Origin of the sequence: Mangrovitalea sediminis, from assembly GCF_002514725.1 — a bacterium.
GTDB lineage: Bacteria > Pseudomonadota > Gammaproteobacteria > Pseudomonadales > Oleiphilaceae > Mangrovitalea > Mangrovitalea sediminis.
In genome coordinates this window covers 1-16,478 of record NZ_NTLB01000008.1, presented here as the reverse complement: position 1 = coordinate 16,478, position 16,478 = coordinate 1, and the positions used below count along the sequence as shown (strand labels likewise).

General features: G+C 56.7%; 14 protein-coding genes. 10 read left to right on the top strand and 4 right to left on the bottom strand.

Annotated elements, in window-relative coordinates; translation table 11 throughout:
• Positions 1 to 31: 31 nt before the first annotated feature.
• Entirely contained in the window at positions 32 to 1,666 is a 1,635-nt protein-coding gene (locus CLR77_RS18835; RefSeq protein WP_097462266.1) for a sensor histidine kinase, read from the bottom strand.
• A 188-nt stretch (positions 1,667 to 1,854) separates the two neighbouring features.
• On the opposite strand from CLR77_RS18835, the gene CLR77_RS18830 reads away from it, so the two are divergent.
• Positions 1,855 to 3,483: an NAD+ synthase gene (locus CLR77_RS18830; protein WP_198962835.1), complete on the top strand. Its 1,629-nt coding sequence runs from the start codon at positions 1,855 to 1,857 to the stop codon at positions 3,481 to 3,483.
• Positions 3,484 to 3,530: 47 nt separating this feature from the next.
• On the opposite strand, the gene CLR77_RS18825 is transcribed toward CLR77_RS18830, so the two are convergent.
• Positions 3,531 to 4,382 (bottom strand): outer membrane protein assembly factor BamD, encoded by an 852-nt coding sequence (locus CLR77_RS18825; protein WP_097462404.1) that lies wholly within the window; start codon positions 4,380 to 4,382, stop codon positions 3,531 to 3,533.
• A 197-nt stretch (positions 4,383 to 4,579) separates the two neighbouring features.
• Here CLR77_RS18825 and rluD point away from each other — a divergent pair, with 197 nt between their 5' ends.
• The 3 genes from rluD to clpB all read left to right on the top strand — a co-directional run bounded on the left by rluD (position 4,580) and on the right by clpB (position 9,021).
• Complete coding sequence (gene rluD / locus CLR77_RS18820; RefSeq protein ID WP_097462264.1) at positions 4,580 to 5,551, top strand: 23S rRNA pseudouridine(1911/1915/1917) synthase RluD; 972 nt, start codon at positions 4,580 to 4,582, stop codon at positions 5,549 to 5,551.
• Complete coding sequence (gene pgeF / locus CLR77_RS18815) at positions 5,548 to 6,288, top strand: peptidoglycan editing factor PgeF (RefSeq protein ID WP_097462263.1); 741 nt, start codon at positions 5,548 to 5,550, stop codon at positions 6,286 to 6,288. Before rluD ends, pgeF begins: the two co-directional genes overlap by 4 nt.
• A gap of 159 nt (positions 6,289 to 6,447) precedes the next feature.
• Positions 6,448 to 9,021 carry an ATP-dependent chaperone ClpB gene (gene clpB / locus CLR77_RS18810; protein WP_097462262.1) on the top strand — a complete coding sequence of 858 codons (2,574 nt, stop codon included), beginning with the start codon at positions 6,448 to 6,450 and terminating at the stop codon, positions 9,019 to 9,021.
• Between the two features lie 114 nt (positions 9,022 to 9,135).
• Here clpB and CLR77_RS18805 read toward each other — a convergent pair whose 3' ends face one another.
• A complete protein-coding gene (locus tag CLR77_RS18805; protein ID WP_097462261.1) occupies positions 9,136 to 9,597 on the bottom strand; it encodes a DUF4124 domain-containing protein in 462 nt (153 codons plus the stop codon).
• A 510-nt stretch (positions 9,598 to 10,107) separates the two neighbouring features.
• Between CLR77_RS18805 and CLR77_RS18800 the strand changes: the two genes are divergently transcribed.
• From CLR77_RS18800 to CLR77_RS18775, 6 genes are all read left to right on the top strand, one after another.
• The gene (locus tag CLR77_RS18800) at positions 10,108 to 11,826 is read left to right on the top strand and encodes an acetolactate synthase 3 large subunit (protein ID WP_097462260.1); all 1,719 of its coding nucleotides are present in this window, start codon (positions 10,108 to 10,110) and stop codon (positions 11,824 to 11,826) included.
• A gap of 5 nt (positions 11,827 to 11,831) precedes the next feature.
• The gene (gene ilvN, locus CLR77_RS18795; RefSeq protein ID WP_097462259.1) at positions 11,832 to 12,323 is read left to right on the top strand and encodes an acetolactate synthase small subunit; all 492 of its coding nucleotides are present in this window, start codon (positions 11,832 to 11,834) and stop codon (positions 12,321 to 12,323) included.
• A gap of 63 nt (positions 12,324 to 12,386) precedes the next feature.
• Entirely contained in the window at positions 12,387 to 13,406 is a 1,020-nt protein-coding gene (gene ilvC / locus CLR77_RS18790; RefSeq protein ID WP_097462258.1) for a ketol-acid reductoisomerase, read from the top strand.
• A gap of 138 nt (positions 13,407 to 13,544) precedes the next feature.
• Positions 13,545 to 14,360: a CDP-diacylglycerol--serine O-phosphatidyltransferase gene (gene pssA, locus CLR77_RS18785; protein ID WP_097462257.1), complete on the top strand. Its 816-nt coding sequence runs from the start codon at positions 13,545 to 13,547 to the stop codon at positions 14,358 to 14,360.
• Between the two features lie 89 nt (positions 14,361 to 14,449).
• A complete protein-coding gene (gene msrP, locus CLR77_RS18780; protein ID WP_097462256.1) occupies positions 14,450 to 15,424 on the top strand; it encodes a protein-methionine-sulfoxide reductase catalytic subunit MsrP in 975 nt (324 codons plus the stop codon).
• Positions 15,424 to 16,056, top strand: coding sequence for a protein-methionine-sulfoxide reductase heme-binding subunit MsrQ (locus CLR77_RS18775; protein WP_097462255.1), 633 nt, complete (start codon positions 15,424 to 15,426; stop codon positions 16,054 to 16,056). Before msrP ends, CLR77_RS18775 begins: the two co-directional genes overlap by 1 nt.
• 159 nt (positions 16,057 to 16,215) lie before the next feature.
• On the opposite strand, the gene CLR77_RS20375 is transcribed toward CLR77_RS18775, so the two are convergent.
• The coding region (locus CLR77_RS20375) for a hypothetical protein (RefSeq protein ID WP_227520003.1) at positions 16,216 to 16,478 on the bottom strand (263 nt) is incomplete at its 5' end.

Sequence of the window (16,478 nt, the reverse complement as noted above, 5' to 3'; positions counted from 1 at the left end):
CTTCCGAAATATCGGCATGGCTGCAGCTGATTCAGGTCAATCGCCGGTAATGGGCGAAGGTGATCCTGAAGCAACAACCGCTATGTGTGCCTTGAACCAGTGACAGGTGGGCCTGGTTGGCCTCACACAGTTCGCGGGCCAGGTAGAGGCCCAGACCGGTACCACTTTTTTCTGTCGTGTAGAAAGGTTCGAAAATGGTGCTCTTCTGTTCGGCAGAGATCCCTTTGCCCTCATCTTCCACATCGATATAGGCGCGTTCTCCGTCGGCTGCCATGCCGACGGTCAGCCACAGTCGCGGCTCACCCGTGTTGGCCAGGCTATATCGGAGACCATTCTCGCACAGATTGGTCAGGACCTGCTCCAGCTGACTCGGGTCGAAACGTGCCATGGCCGGCTTTTCGGGCAACGCGAGATTTAGCTCGGGAGTTTGGGATAGCTGGGACTGGTAATCGTCGACAAAGCTGCGGCTCCAGTGATTGAGGTCGAGTAGCTCGGCATCGGCCTCTTTGCGCCGGGACAGTTGCAGCACGTTTTCGATAATGGTGTTCACCCGACCGCTGTGACGCTGAATGATATCCGTCATTTTGCGGTCGCCAGGTTCCAGCTTGGGGGATTCGGCCAACAACTGGGCCGCGTGACTGATTGCTCCGAGGGGGTTGCGTATTTCGTGGGCAATCCCAGCGGTGAGGCGCCCCAGGGACGCCAGCTTGAGCTGTTGGGCCTGTTGCGCGATCTTGCTGGTGTCTTCCAGGAAAACCAGGATCTGCTCGCCTTGCTCTCTGCTCAGCCGTGTAAAGTTTGCCTGCACGACAGGGGCTTCAGGGGCGGCCTGGAAGGGTTCTGTACGTTGGAGCGGGTCTTTGAGCCAATTGTCCAGGCGCTTTTTGAGGGGCGTCGGTAATTGCGTGCCACAACTGGGGTCATTGCTGCGACCGGACAGCAGCTCTGCTGCCGCAAGGTTTGCCATACGGATATGACCGAAAGCATCGGACACAACGATTCCTGTGCGCATCCGTTGAATGATCTGATGGTTCAACTGCTGCAGTTCGGCAATACTGCGTCCCCGTTGCTGTGCCAGCGTCTCGCTGAGAATCAGGCGCCGGGTTACATGTTGCAGAAGAAACGCGACAGCAAAGTAGAGTAGCCCCAAAAAGCCGGCCCGCACCATCGCGTCGGCACCGTCATTAAAGGTGAGTGCGCCGCCAACCACTAAGCCGAGCGAGCCCAGTGTTGCAAGCGCGGCGTAGAAGATGCCGATGCGTGACGGGGCGAGGATGTTGCCTGCGGCGACACTGATGATGACGAGGTTGGCGAGTCCGCTACCGATGCCGGAACTGAAGAACAGCAGTAGATGCAGGACAAAGATGTCCAGCAGTACCGAGAGCGTGACATGCCCCTGCCGAGGGTGGAAGCCGGCTATCATCAGGAAGGCGATGAAGAGGTTGAGGCCAAGGTAACTGAATGCGGTGCTTTCATAAAGCAGCGGAAAGCGATACTGCAGGCCAAGCGCATTACGTGCCGAGATAAAAACCAGGGCCACCAGGATCAGACCGACCACAACGCGGTACTGGTTGTAGATCCTGAAAAGCCGCGTACGTTGTGCGTCCAGTGCCTGTCCTGGCTTTATGGGTGGGGAGAAGGACAACTCGCTATCGGGTGCAGTCATTGAGGGAGTACGACGGTCCAGAGAATGGGTTCAGTCTGCGCTTGTTGGATACAGACCCATAGTGTAGCTGGAAATTTCGGGTGTGGTGCGGTGTCGGTGCCTGTGGCATGGTCCTTAAGACGTGTAAAATACGCGCTGCCGCCGCAGCTCTGAAGGCTGCGAAGTTCGTTGATAGGAGAATGAGGACGATGCCCACTCCCTTGCGCGTTGTAATGGCGCAGTTGAATCTACTGGTTGGCGATATTCCGGGCAATACCGACAAGATATTGGAGGCGGCTCAACGTTCCATCGAAGAGCATCAGGCGGATGTGGTCGTCTTCCCGGAGTTGTCGTTGACCGGTTATCCACCGGAAGACCTGCTGCTACGTCCCAGCCTGTCGATTCGTGTCGAAAAGGCATTGAGCAAGCTGGCGGATGCCCGTTTGACGGCGGCGCTGGTCGTGGGCTATCCGCTGTGGGATCAGGGGGTGCTCTACAATGTGGCGGCCATCATTGATGATGGGCAGGTTTCCACCGTGTACCGCAAGCAGCATCTGCCCAATTATCAGGTTTTTGACGAGAAACGTTACTTCTCTGAAGGTCATGAAACGGTTATTGCCGACCTGCGCGGCGTCCGGGTCGCGTTAACGGTGTGTGAGGATATCTGGCGAGAGGGACCCGTAGAGGCGGCCGCGGCAGAAGGTGCGACGCTGGTCCTCAATATCAATGCCTCTCCATACGCCTCGGGTAAGCTGGCGACCCGCCAGGCGTTGCTTGAGCGGCGGTCCAGGGACAATGCGATAGCCATTGTCTACGTGAACCTGGTGGGCGGTCAGGATGAATTGATTTTCGACGGCGGCTCAATGGCATATGACCACTCGGGCACGCTGGCGGTTCAGGCTCCCAGCTTCGAGGAGGCGTTGGTTCCCGTGACGTTCAATTGCGAGCGCCACTGCCAGCCGGTCTCACATCCGTTGCCGGCGCCGATGTCCGAGGAGGAAAGCGTTTACCGGGCCCTGGTGCTCGGTGTACGGGATTACGTCAACAAAAACGGCTTCAAGACGACGGTGTTGGGCTTATCCGGCGGTATCGATTCGGCCCTGACCCTCGCCATTGCTGTCGATGCGCTGGGGCCGGAGCGGGTTCATGCGGTTATGATGCCGTTCCGCTATACCTCCAGTATGAGTATCGAGGATGCTCGCGCCGAAGCCGAGGCCCTGGGGGTTCGCTACGACGTATTTTCCATTGAGCCCATGTACGACGCCTTCATGGCGACGCTGGCACAACCCTTTGCAGGCCTGGCACCGGATACGACGGAAGAGAACCTGCAGGCGAGGTTGCGGGGCGTACTCTTGATGAGCTTGTCGAACAAGTTCCGGGCGCTGGTTCTCACGACCGGTAACAAGAGCGAAATGGCTGTCGGTTACTCAACACTGTATGGCGATATGGCCGGCGGATTCGACGTGCTCAAAGATGTTCCCAAGACGCTGGTTTACCGACTGTCGGACTACCGCAATAGCCTTGGCCCGGTGATTCCCCAACGCGTGATCGACAGGCCGCCATCGGCTGAGTTGGCGCCCGATCAGAAGGATCAGGACAGTTTGCCGGACTATGACACCCTGGATCAGATCCTCAACCTCTATATCGAGCGCGATTACAGTGCGGATGCCATCGTTGCGGAAGGCTTCGAGCGGAAGGATGTGGAGCGGGTGATTCGCCTGGTGGATATCAATGAGTACAAGCGGCGTCAGGCGCCGATTGGTGTCCGTATCAGTGAGCGCGGTTTCGGCAAGGATCGACGTTATCCGATCACGAACGGGTGGCGTTTGGGAGAGTAAGGGAATGCGCCGTCCGGCACTTTTGGGGGCCGGACGGCAAGCAAGGACTACTGATCGTTTTGCGTGTCGTCCTTTTTGTCGCCCAGCAGGCCAAAAGTGACAACGCTCAGCAGAGAGCGGTTCTCCGGCTTGATGACATGAGTGACATAGTGGCCGTTCTTATCGAGCCATCGGCTGTGCGGAAAGTTCAGCGCCAGCAACGAAACGGCGTGATCTGCAGCATCTTTCATACCGAGTTTGCGGTCCGTTTCGATCAGTATCGGCAGTGCCTGCTCCAGCGCCGGTGCATGCGGGTAATTCTCAAGGATATAACTGGCGCGGTTTGATGCAGCGACATAAGCCTGCCGCTTGATATAGTAACGCGCTGCCTCCAGCTCCAGTTGGGCCAAACGGTTTCGAATAGCCTCCATCCGCTTGCGGGCGTCAGCTGCATATTCGCTGTCGGGGTAGCGGTTGAGCAGTTGTGAGAAATCCCTAAAGGCTTCCCGTTGCTGTCCTGGGTCGCGCGCACCGACATCGACCGGGAAATATTGTTCAGCCAGGCTGTAATCCAGGTTGTACGAGGCCATCCCCTTCATGTACAAGGCATAGTCCGCATGGGGACTCTGCGGGTGTAGGCGCAGGAACCGCTCGGCAGCGGAGCGCGCGCCTTCCAGGTCCAGGTTTTGGTAGCGGGCGTAGATCAGGTCCAGTTGGGCCTGCTCGGCATAGCGTCCGAAGGGGTAGTATGTTTCCAGATCCTCAAGGTTCTTGATGCTTTCCTTGAAGTTACCGGAATCCAGCGCCTGTTTTGCCTGAGTGTAATAGGTTTTTTCCGGCAGCACCTTGATAGGGCCTGACGCACAGGCGGCCAGAAGTCCGCAAAGCAGGGCCAGTACGCCGAGTCTAACTGTTCTCATGCCCGATTCCCGTATAATGCCTGTTGACGATCGCCGGAAAACGATCGGAAACAACGTAAACTGATGGGCAGTCGCAATGCCGCCCGCGATTCGTGGACCGGCCGACATTGTAGCGACCCGCAAGGCTCCTGTGCAGGGGTGAATGATGATTGTTGGTACCCTGTAATGATCGAAGTGGTGCCGCTCAGAGGATTGACATGACGACTGAACAGATTAATGCGGAGTTTGTGGTTCCCCCCGAGCTGGCTGAACGCCGGCTCGATCAGGCGGCTGCAGACTTGATGCCCGAGCATTCCCGGGCCCGCATCCAGGGCTGGATCAAGTCCGGACAACTGACCGTTAACGGTCAGTCACGCAAGCCACGAGACAAGGTGCAGATCGAAGACCGCATCGTCGTGGCGGCTGTCGTCGAAGGGCAGAGTCGCTGGGAGGCGGAGCCCATCCGTCTGCAGGTCGTGTACGAGGACGAAGACCTTATCGTGATCGATAAACCTGCGGGCCTGGTGGTACATCCGGCCGCGGGCCATGCCGCCGGGACCTTGGTAAATGCGCTGTTGCACTATGCGCCGGAGCTCGATCGCCTGCCGCGTGCCGGTGTGGTACATCGCCTGGATAAGGATACGACAGGCCTGATGGTGGTGGCGCGCAGCCTGGAAGCGCACACGTCGCTGGTCTCTCAACTGCAGGAGCGCACGATGGGGCGCGAATATGAAGCGGTCGTGACCGGAGAGCTGACCGGCGGCGGAACGGTGAATCAGCCCATTGGCCGGCACCCGCAGCAGCGTCAGAAAATGGCGGTCGTCGCAGGCGGCAAACCTGCGGTGACGCATTATCGGCTGATCAAGCGATTTCGGGGACATACCCACATATTGTGTCAGCTCGAGACGGGGCGGACCCATCAGATTCGTGTGCATATGGCGCATATCCGTCATCCCCTGGTCGGTGATCCTGTGTATGGGGGGCGAATGCGGTTGCCGCCGGGAACGACAGAAACGCTGCAGCGCGCGCTCAGCGAATTCCCGCGGCAGGCATTGCACGCCAGGCGGCTGAAGCTTGATCATCCCGCCACGGGCGAGCCGATGAGTTGGGAGTCGCCTCTGCCAGACGATATGGTTCAACTCCTTGCGACACTGGCGGCCTTTGACGATGCCTGGGATGGTGGCGCGTGAGCATTCCCCTGATCTATCCGGACTGGCCCGCTCCGGATAATGTCAAGGCGCTGATTACCACACGTCAGGGTGGAGTAAGCCTGCCGCCCTGGGATACGTTTAACTTGGGCGCACATGTGCATGACGACCCCGTGGCTGTCGGCGAAAACCGGCGACGCCTGTTGCAGATCATCGGTGCGCCTGACATAGCCTGGTTGAATCAGGTGCATGGTGTCGAGGTGGTGGAGCTGCCGTACGACGAGGCTCCCATTACAGCGGATGCGGCGACAACTCGGCAGGAGGGGATTGTTTGTGCGGTGCTGACCGCGGATTGTCTGCCGGTTCTGCTCTGTAACCAGCAGGGGACACAGGTGGCCGCTGCGCATGCCGGGTGGCGAGGGCTGGCGGCCGGCGTACTGGAAAGTGCTGTGGCCAGCTTCGAGGCGGAAGATCAGGTGATGGCTTACCTGGGGCCTGCGATTGGCCCCCGGCACTTCGAGGTGGGGCCGGAAGTGCGTGCGGCATTCGTCGCCGGCGATCTGGGGGCTGATGCCTGCTTTCTGCCGAGCCCTTCCCGGGAGGGGTGCTATCTGGCGGATATATATGGCCTTGCCCGTCGCCGATTGGGGCGCCTGGGTGTTGTTCGGGTGTTCGGCGGCAGTGATTGTACCGTCACCGATGCCGACCGCTTCTTTTCCTATCGTCGTGACGGTGAAACCGGGCGTATGGCATCCCTGATCTGGCTGGCGAGCCGTTAAGCCCTTCATATTCTTGATCCTCGACAAATACGCAGCATTCCTCATGGCGTGACGCTTGAACTCCCTCCGCATGCCCTTACATTTAAAGGCAAGTTATTAGGCGTTAATCGCCACAATGCGGCTTTGCCCCAGCCGACACTGTTTTCGAGGATATTGATCATGCGAATCGACAAGCTGACCAGTCGCTTGCAAATGGCTTTGGCCGACGCTCAGTCCCTGGCGGTCGGCAAAGACAACAATTTTATTGAACCATTACACCTGATGCAGGCGCTACTGGATCAGGAAGGGAGTGCTGTTCGCTCTCTGCTGCAACAGGCGGGTGCTGATGCGGCCCGTTTCCGGCAGGCGCTTGCCAAGGAAATCGACACACTGCCGCAAGTGCAGGGGACGCCTGGCGAAGTTCATATGTCGAACGAGCTGGGGCGCCTATTCAATGTGGCCGACAAGCTGGCGCAAAAGCGTAAAGATCAGTTTATTTCCAGTGAGCTGATTCTGCTGGCTGCGGCAGAGGATAAAGGCGCATTGGGCCGCCTGCTGCGCGAGGCTGGCGTTCAGCCGAAAGCGCTGGAGGCTGCCATCGATCAAGTGCGTGGCGGTGATTCGGTCAACGATCCGGGGGCGGAAGAAAATCGCCAGGCCCTGTCCAAGTACACCATCGACCTGACGGCGCGGGCAGAGGAAGGCAAGCTCGATCCGGTGATCGGTCGTGACGACGAAATTCGTCGGACCATTCAGGTCCTGCAACGTCGCCGCAAGAATAACCCGGTATTGATCGGCGAGCCCGGCGTGGGTAAGACCGCTATTGTCGAGGGGTTGGCGCAGCGGATCGTCAATGGCGAAGTGCCCGATGGATTGAAGGACAAGAAGGTCCTCTCGCTGGATATGGGATCGCTGATTGCCGGAGCCAAGTTCCGCGGCGAGTTCGAGGAGCGTCTGAAGGCGGTTCTGAATGAGCTGTCCAAGCAGGAAGGACAGATCATTCTGTTCATCGACGAGATACACACCATGGTCGGCGCCGGTAAGGCGGAAGGCTCGATGGATGCCGGCAACATGTTGAAGCCGGCACTGGCCCGTGGTGAACTGCATTGCGTCGGTGCGACGACACTCGACGAATATCGGGAATATATCGAAAAGGATGCGGCGCTGGAGCGCCGGTTCCAGAAAGTCTTCGTCAACGAACCCAGCGAAGAGGACACCATTGCGATCCTGCGTGGCCTGAAAGAGCGTTATGAGGTGCACCACGGGGTTGAAGTGACTGACGGTGCCATCATCGCGGCAGCCAAGCTGTCCCATCGCTATATCACTGACCGGCAGCTGCCGGATAAGGCGATCGATCTGGTCGATGAGGCGGCTAGCCAGATCCGTATGGAAATGGATTCCAAGCCGGAAGCCCTCGACCGTCTCGAGCGTCGCCTGATCCAGTTGAAAATCGAACGAGAGGCGTTGAAGAAGGAAACCGATGCGGCCTCCCGTCAGCGGCTGTCAGAGCTGGATGATGTGATCGGCAAGGTCGAGCGTGAGTATGCCGATCTTGAGGAGGTTTGGAACACAGAGAAGGCCGCGCTGCACGGTTCGCAGAAGATCAAGAGCGATCTGGAGCAGGCCCGTATCGAGCTGGAGAACGCCCGCCGTGCTGGTGACCTGGGGCGGATGTCTGAGTTGCAGTACGGCCGGATTCCCGAGCTGGAACGGCAATTGGATATGGCCAGTCAGGCTGAAATGATGGAAATGAAGCTCCTGCGCAACCGCGTCACCGACGAGGAAATCGCGGAAGTGGTCTCCAAGTGGACCGGTATCCCCGTCTCCAAAATGCTGGAAGGCGAGCGGGAGAAACTCCTGCGCATGGAGGATGAACTGCATCATCGGGTTATCGGTCAGGACGAAGCTGTCAAGGCGGTGGCTGACGCGGTACGACGGTCGCGGGCAGGCTTGTCAGACCCGAACCGGCCGAATGGGTCTTTCCTGTTCCTGGGGCCGACCGGTGTAGGCAAGACCGAACTCTGTAAGTCGCTGGCATCGTTCCTGTTCGACACCGAAGAAGCGATGGTGCGTATCGATATGTCAGAGTTCATGGAGAAGCATTCCGTGGCCCGCCTGATTGGCGCGCCTCCGGGCTATGTTGGCTATGAAGAGGGCGGCTATCTGACAGAAGCTGTGCGTCGGCGCCCCTATTCGGTGTTGTTGCTGGATGAGGTGGAGAAAGCGCACCCGGACGTCTTCAATGTGCTGCTGCAAGTGTTGGACGATGGGCGTTTGACGGATGGCCAGGGGCGGACCGTGGATTTCCGCAATACGGTTATCGTCATGACGTCAAACCTGGGGTCAGATGTTATCCAGACGATGTCGGGCGAAGGGCAGTATGAGGAGATGAAGAGCGCTGTCATGGATGTTGTGGGAACCCATTTCCGGCCGGAGTTTATCAACCGTGTCGACGAGGTGGTAGTCTTCCATCCGTTGGGCTCCGACCAGATCCAGGGAATTGCCCGCATCCAACTGCAATTGGTCAACAAGCGTCTGGCGGACCAGAACATGCGCCTGGAGCTGACTGAAGCGGCCATGAATAAACTGGCCAGTGTCGGGTACGACCCGGTCTATGGTGCCCGGCCGCTCAAGCGCGCGATTCAGCGCCTGATCGAGAATCCGCTGGCGCAGCAGATCCTGAACGGTGAGTTCCGCTCTGGGGATACGATCCACGCTGATGTGCAGGGCGATCTGATCGCCTTCTCCCATTAACCATGACCCCTGAAGGACCTGCCGGTAGGGTGAAGCTGGCCTGAAGGAGGTTCCGCGAAAGCAAAAGGCCGGGAAGCGAAGCTTTCCGGCCTTTTTTTTACGGCTGCGATCGGGTTACTGAGAAGCGGCGGGCGTACCGCAATATTCCTTTTCCAGCTTCTCGAACTGCTGCTTCTTGGTGGCGACTTCTTCTGGCGTGAGATAGCGGGTTTTGCCGCCTTCGGTCACTTTAATTCGGCTGTAGGTATTCAGTACGTCCAGGTTACGCTTGGCGGCGGCACAGTTTTCCTGGCGGATTTTTTCCTGCTCTGCCTTTTGCTTCTGTGCTTCAGCGTTTTGCGGTGTATTTGCCGCGTCCGTAGCGTTGGCCGCAGGGGGCTGATCATTTGTCGGCGTGCCGTTGTCGGTAACGGCGCTGCCGGTCATGACCTGCAATTGTTCAGCCTTCACCCCGTCGGGTTTCTGGTCGCTATAGTGTTTGACGCCATTGACGGTCCAAACATAGACAGCTCCGGCAAACGCAACATTGGCCAGCAGGCTTAGAGCCAATCCGGCAATCCCAACACGTAATTTCATAACGTCTACTCTGGTTTCCTGATCACTCGTTCGTGGATATGGCTAAAAGCCGCATCCTATCCAAAGGTTGCGCGATGTTCATGGCAGCACTTTGCAGATATTAAGGCGTCGAAATCCTCATTCCCTTTTTAGACTAGACCAAATTCGGGTCCCCTGAAATGTCGTCTGTGCCCGACTTTGAACGCCTTCGCTATTGACACGGATTTTTGCGGTGTCAGAATTACCGATTGCCTGAAAACAGGGGCTAATACGGCAGGCAACCCCGAGCAGTATCCCCCGTTGTTACCACACTGAATGCTCTTCCCCGTCTTATCGATGGGGCGCTCGGTTCCTATGACCGAAGTTGCGAATGTCCTCCGTCACCCTCGGGAGGCCATTTTGCCAGGAGACAATCTCTCATCGTCAGGTGTGGCGCACAGGACCCTTGCGGCATCCACAAGAAGCCGTTTAATGGAATCCGGGCAGAACGCAACATCACGAAATATTTCACTCATGAGAGGGTAGTTAGTCGTGGAGCTATTGTCTGGCGCCGACATGATTGTCCGCTTCCTGCAGGATGAGGGCATCGAATACATCTATGGCTATCCGGGTGGGGCTGCGCTGCATATTTATGATGCGCTGTTTCGTCAGGACAAAGTCAAACATATCCTGGTTCGCCACGAGCAAGCTGCCGTTCATATGGCAGATGGCTATGCGCGGGCTACCGGTAAACCGGGCACGGTCCTGGTAACTTCCGGTCCGGGGGCAACCAACACCGTTACCGGTATCGCTACCGCCTTCATGGACTCGATTCCGATGGTCATTCTGTGTGGCCAGGTGGCATCGACGCTGATTGGCGAGGATGCGTTCCAGGAAACGGACATGATCGGTGTCTCGCGTCCTGTCGTTAAGCACAATATGACGATCCGTCATCCGGAAGAAATTCCGGAAGTGCTGAAAAAGGCCTATTACATCGCGGCGTCCGGTCGTCCGGGTCCGGTGGTGGTCGATATCCCTAAGGATATGACAACACCGAACGAGCGTTATGAGTACGCCTTCCCAAGGAAGGTCAAACTGCGTTCCTATAATCCGGCTGTGCGCGGTCATGCTGGTCAGATCAAGAAGGCCGTGGACATGTTGCTGGCGGCCCGGCGTCCGGTGATCTACTCCGGTGGCGGTGTCGTTCTTGGTGGCGCTTCCGCAGAACTTAAGGAACTGGCGCATAACCTGAACTTTCCGGTGACCAGCACCCTGATGGGGCTGGGCGCGTTCCCGGGTACTGATCGTCAGTTCCTGGGTATGCTCGGCATGCACGGTAGTTATGAAGCCAATATGGTTATGCACCATGCAGATCTTATTCTGGCCATTGGTGCCCGGTTTGACGATCGCGTGACCAACGCCACCGAGAAGTTCTGCCCGGGTGCGCGTATCGTGCATGTAGACATCGATCCAGCGTCGATATCCAAGACTATCGATGCGGACGTGCCCATCGTGGGGCCGGTCGATTCGGTGCTCAAGGAAATGATCGCCCTGCTGAAGGAAAGCAAAGGCAAGCCGGATCAGGATGCCTTGAATGCCTGGTGGAAGCAGATCGGCGAATGGCGAGCCTTCCATGGCATGCGTTATGAGACTGGCGAAAAGCTGCTCAAACCGCAGCAGGTGATCGAAGCCCTGTACAAGGTGACCGGTGGCAAGGCGTTTGTGACGTCCGATGTCGGCCAGCACCAGATGTTTGCGGCCCAGTATTACAAGTTCGATAAGCCCAACCGCTGGATCAACTCCGGAGGCCTCGGCACCATGGGGTTCGGTTTTCCGGCGGCAATGGGTGTGAAGCTGAATTTCCCGGATGAGGACGTCGTCTGTGTGACGGGGGAAGGCAGTATCCAGATGAATATCCAGGAGCTGTCGACCTGTAAGCAGTACGACCTCCCGGTCAAGATCGTGAACCTCAATAACCAGTCCCTCGGTATGGTGCGGCAATGGCAGGACATGAACTACGAGTCCCGTCATTCCCATTCCTACATGAAATCGCTACCGGACTTCGTCAAGCTGGCCGAGGCCTATGGTCATGTCGGTATGAAGATCGAGCGTATCGAGGACCTCGAGCCCATGCTCGAAAAGGCCTTCGCCATGAAGGACAAACTGGTTTTCCTGGACATCTACGTGGACCCCTACGAGCACGTGTACCCGATGCAGGTAGCGCGCGGCTCCATGAAGGACATGTGGCTGAGTAAAACGGAGAGGGTCTGATCACCATGCGTCGCATCATATCTGTGTTGCTGGAAAACGAACCGGGTGCGCTGTCGCGTGTGGTGGGACTGTTCTCCCAGCGTAACTACAACATCGAAACCCTGACGGTTGCTCCGACCGAGGACGAAACGCTGTCCCGCCTGACGGTGACCACATCGGGCTCTGATAAGGTCATCGAGCAGATCACCAAGCAGCTCAACAAGTTGATTGAGGTGGTCAAGCTGGTGGACCTGACCGAGGGTGCTCACATCGAGCGTGAGCTGATGCTGATCAAGCTCAAGGCAACCGGTGCCCAACGTGCTGAAATCAAGCGCACGGTGGACATCTTTCGAGGCCAGATCGTGGATGTCACCAGCACGGTCTATACCGTGCAGTTGACGGGCGACAGTGACAAACTGGATGCTTTCATTCAGGCCATTGGCGCTACCGCTGTCCTGGAAGTTGTGCGTTCGGGCGTGTCGGGAATTGCGCGCGGCGAAAAGGTGCTGAGCATCTGATCGCGGCGACACCAAACTACATACAGTGAATGCCCGTCAGGGCAAAGCCAATAGGGGAAACACATGCAAGTTTTTTACGATAAGGACTGTGACCTTTCCATCATCCAGGGCAAGAAAGTTGCCATCGTGGGCTACGGCTCCCAAGGTCACGCCCATGCGAACAACCTGAAAGACTCTGGCGTTAAGAACCTGGTTGTTGGTCTGCGCAAAGGCTCCAGCTCCTGGGCCAAGGCCGAGAATGCCGGCATTCAGGTGGCTGAGGTTGAAGAGGCGGTCAAGGGTGCCGATGTTGTTATGATCCTGGCGCCGGACGAGCATCAGCGCCATATCTATTACACTCAGGTTGAGCCGAACCTGAAAGAAGGCGCTGCGTTGGCCTTTGCTCATGGCTTTAATATCCATTTCAGCCAAATCGAGCCGCGCAAGGATCTCGACATCATCATGATCGCGCCCAAGGGGCCGGGCCACACCGTTCGTAGTCAGTACGTTGCAGGCAGCGGCGTGCCGTCGTTGATCGCCATCCATCAGGATGCCACTGGCCAGGCGCGTGATGTTGCTCTGTCCTACTGCTCCGCGAACGGCGGTGGCCGCGCAGGCATCATTCAGACGACCTTCCGTGAAGAGACGGAGACAGATCTGTTCGGCGAGCAGGTTGTCCTGTGTGGTGGTGCTTCCGCGTTGGTTCAGGCTGGTTTCGAAACGCTGGTTGAAGCGGGTTACGCACCGGAAATGGCGTACTTCGAATGTCTGCATGAGCTCAAGCTGATTGTTGACCTGATGTATGAGGGCGGTATCGCCAACATGCGTTATTCGATCTCCAATACGGCCGAATACGGTGACGTAACGCGTGGTCCGCGTATCGTGACCGAGGAAACCAAGGAAGAAATGCGCCGCTGCCTGAAGGAAATCCAGACGGGTGAGTTCGCGCGCGAATTCATCCTGGAAAACCAGTCTGGCCAGGCAACCCTCAAGGCCAAGCGCCGTATTGCTCAGGAGCACCAGATCGAGCAGGTGGGTGAGAAGCTGCGTTCGATGATGCCCTGGATCCAGCAAAACAAGCTGGTCGACAAGAGTCGCAACTAAGACGTGCGCTGATTGTCTGGAAACGCGACCTACGGGTCGCGTTTTTTGTGGGTATCTGTCAGGGGGAGGGCGGTGATGGCCCGGTATCAGTTATAATCGCCAGACAGTTCTCTTGGGTCGACCCTACAGGTAGGTTGCATGACGGACAAAGATAAGGCGGAAGTGGCCAGTGAAGGCGAAATGCGGGAAGCCGATGAGGTGGCTGGTGCCGAGGTCATCGAAGAAGAGGTAGTGGGTGGCGCAAAGGTGCGTCGACGTGGGATTTACCTGTTACCCAACCTGTTCACGACGGCATCCCTGTTTTCCGGTTTTTACGCCATCGTAGCCGCGGCTAACGGTGTATATGAAAACGCGGCGATCGCTATTTTTGTATCTATGATCCTGGATGGTTTAGATGGGCGGGTTGCGCGTCTGACCAATACGCAAAGTAAGTTCGGCGCCGAATATGACAGTCTGGCCGACATGGTGGCATTTGGTGTGGCGCCGGGGTTGGTTGCTTTTTTCTGGTCCCTTAATGGGCTGGGGAAATTCGGTTGGGCCATTACCTTTATCTATGTCGCGGGGGCAGCCTTGCGTCTAGCGCGTTTCAATACGCAGATCGGCTCGGTCGATAAGCGCTTTTTCGTTGGGTTGCCCAGTCCATCTGCCGCGGCGATCGTGGGTGGTCTGGTCTGGTGTTTTCATGCCGATGAACCCTCCCGATGGTTGTCGGCGCTGACAGTAGTCGTTGTGGCTGGTGTCGGCATTCTGATGGTTAGTAATATCCTGTACTACAGCTTTAAAGATCTGGATTTGAAAGGCCGGGTGCCATTTGCGGCCATTTTGATTGTGGTGCTGGCTTTTGTGGTGGTCGCTCAGGACCCTGCGACCGTACTTTTTGCCATCTTCCTTGTCTATACGTTATCCGGTCCTTTGAGGTTTCTGATGCGGAAGGCGAGGCGCCGGTCTCCATAAGATGCTTTTGGAGCTGTAACAACCGACATCTCTCCGTGTCTAACCAGCGTATACGCTATGAAATTGGTTGAGACGGAGAGGTGTACCGCATGCTCATCAAGAAGAATCCCGCCTGGCAACTTCCGGAATCTGCTGTTACGCCGGAAGCAGTCTTTCTGAATCGTCGACGTTTCATGCAAGGAACTATTGCCGGCGCAGCAACGCTGGCAATGCCGATATCTTTTGCGAAGGCGGCAGAGCTGCCGCCTGCCGGCGATCTGGTCTTTTCGAAAAATACGCGCCTAAGCACCGATGAGAAGGAGACGCCCTTTGAGGATGTCACCTCCTACAATAATTTCTATGAATTCGGCACCGATAAGACTGATCCAGCGAAATACGCAGGAAGCCTTCCGACGCGTCCCTGGAGTATTGCTGTCGAGGGTGAATGCGATAAGCCTGGCACGCTGGGGTTGGAAGATCTCGTCAAGCCCTATGCCCTGGAGGAGCGCATCTATCGCCATAGGTGTGTCGAAGCCTGGTCGATGGTTATTCCCTGGGTCGGTTTTCCATTATCGGATTTACTGAAGCGGTTTGAGCCGAATTCGCGAGCCAAGTATGTTGCCTTTGAGACGTTGTACGATCCCAAGCATATGCCGGGGCAGAGCTCGCTGTTCAGTCAGATTCCCTGGCCCTATCGCGAGGGATTGCGGATGGACGAGGCGATGAATCAGCTTACCCTGGTTACTGTCGGGCTCTATGGAAAAGTGTTACCAAACCAGAATGGTGCGCCGCTGCGGTTGGTTGTGCCCTGGAAGTACGGGTTCAAGAGTATCAAGTCCATCGTGAAGATCCGGTTTCAGGAAAAACAGCCGGAAACCACCTGGAACACCATCGCACCCAATGAGTATGGCTTTTATTCCAACGTTAATCCCCACGTCGATCATCCTCGCTGGAGCCAGAAACGCGAGCGACGTTTGCCGAGCGGATTGTTCAGCCCTCACTGGATACCGACGCGCATGTTCAACGGTTATGGCGAATATGTTGCGGGTATGTATAAGGGTATGGACTTGCGGAAGTATTTTTAATGGCAGCGCGTCGCTTCGATAAGGTCTTTTGGGGAAAAACGCTGATCTTTCTGTTGGCGTTGGCGCCGCTCTTGTGGCTGGTCTGGGATATTTTCACTGGCCAGTTAGGGCCTGACCCGGGTAAGACAATAACGCGCGCATTGGGGCTGGATGCCTTGAAGTTGCTTGTTGCGACCCTGGCGATGACGCCGTTGCGTCGTATGACGGGGTGGCCCCTGTGGCTGAGGAGTCGCCGGATGTTGGGGCTCTATACCCTCTTCTACGCGTCGCTTCACGTGCTGTGCTATCTCCAGTTTATCGCCGGTTGGCAGGATATTCTGAATGATGTCGCCAAGCGTCCTTACATTACGGTGGGTTTTGCGGCCTTTGTGATGTTGATACCGCTGGGGGTGACGTCGACAAGGGGCATGATGAGGCGGCTGGGTAAAAACTGGGTGCGCCTCCATCGGTTGATTTACCCTCTGACGCTGTTGGTCTGGATTCATTTCCTGTGGCAGGCGCGGAGTGATATTGGTGTCATGGTGGCGTATGGGATGGTGCTGGGTCTGTTGCTGTTGTCGCGTGTTTGGTGGGCGTTTCGCAAGCGCAACAGGGGTGCTCTGACTGCAGGAAATGTTGTCTCCAGGCCTTAGGAAATTTTCACTCATTTCGGAAATCCGAAATGAGTGAAAAAGAGGTGTTGACTCTTTCTGTGATGGCTGTAGAATGCGCCTCTCTTTCGAGGGGAATGCCCCAGAGGCGGACCAGAAATCGAAAGATAACCGATTGTTTTGAATGAAGTATTTTGATTTTCAGATTTCAAAATAGCGGTTGACAAGGTGGTGATTCAGCGTAAAATGCGCGCCACTTTGACGGATTTTGATCCGGGAGTTTTTGAGGGTTTTGGGATAGCGAAGCCACTTAAAAATAAACGGTTGACAAGGTGGCGGTTCGATGTAGAATACGCGGCCTTGATTGAGCGAAAGCTCGCAGCTCTTTAACAAGTTGACCAAGTAATTCGTGTGGGCGCTGACTGGGATGTTTCGGTAAGAAACATTAAGGTCAGAGCTCGTCA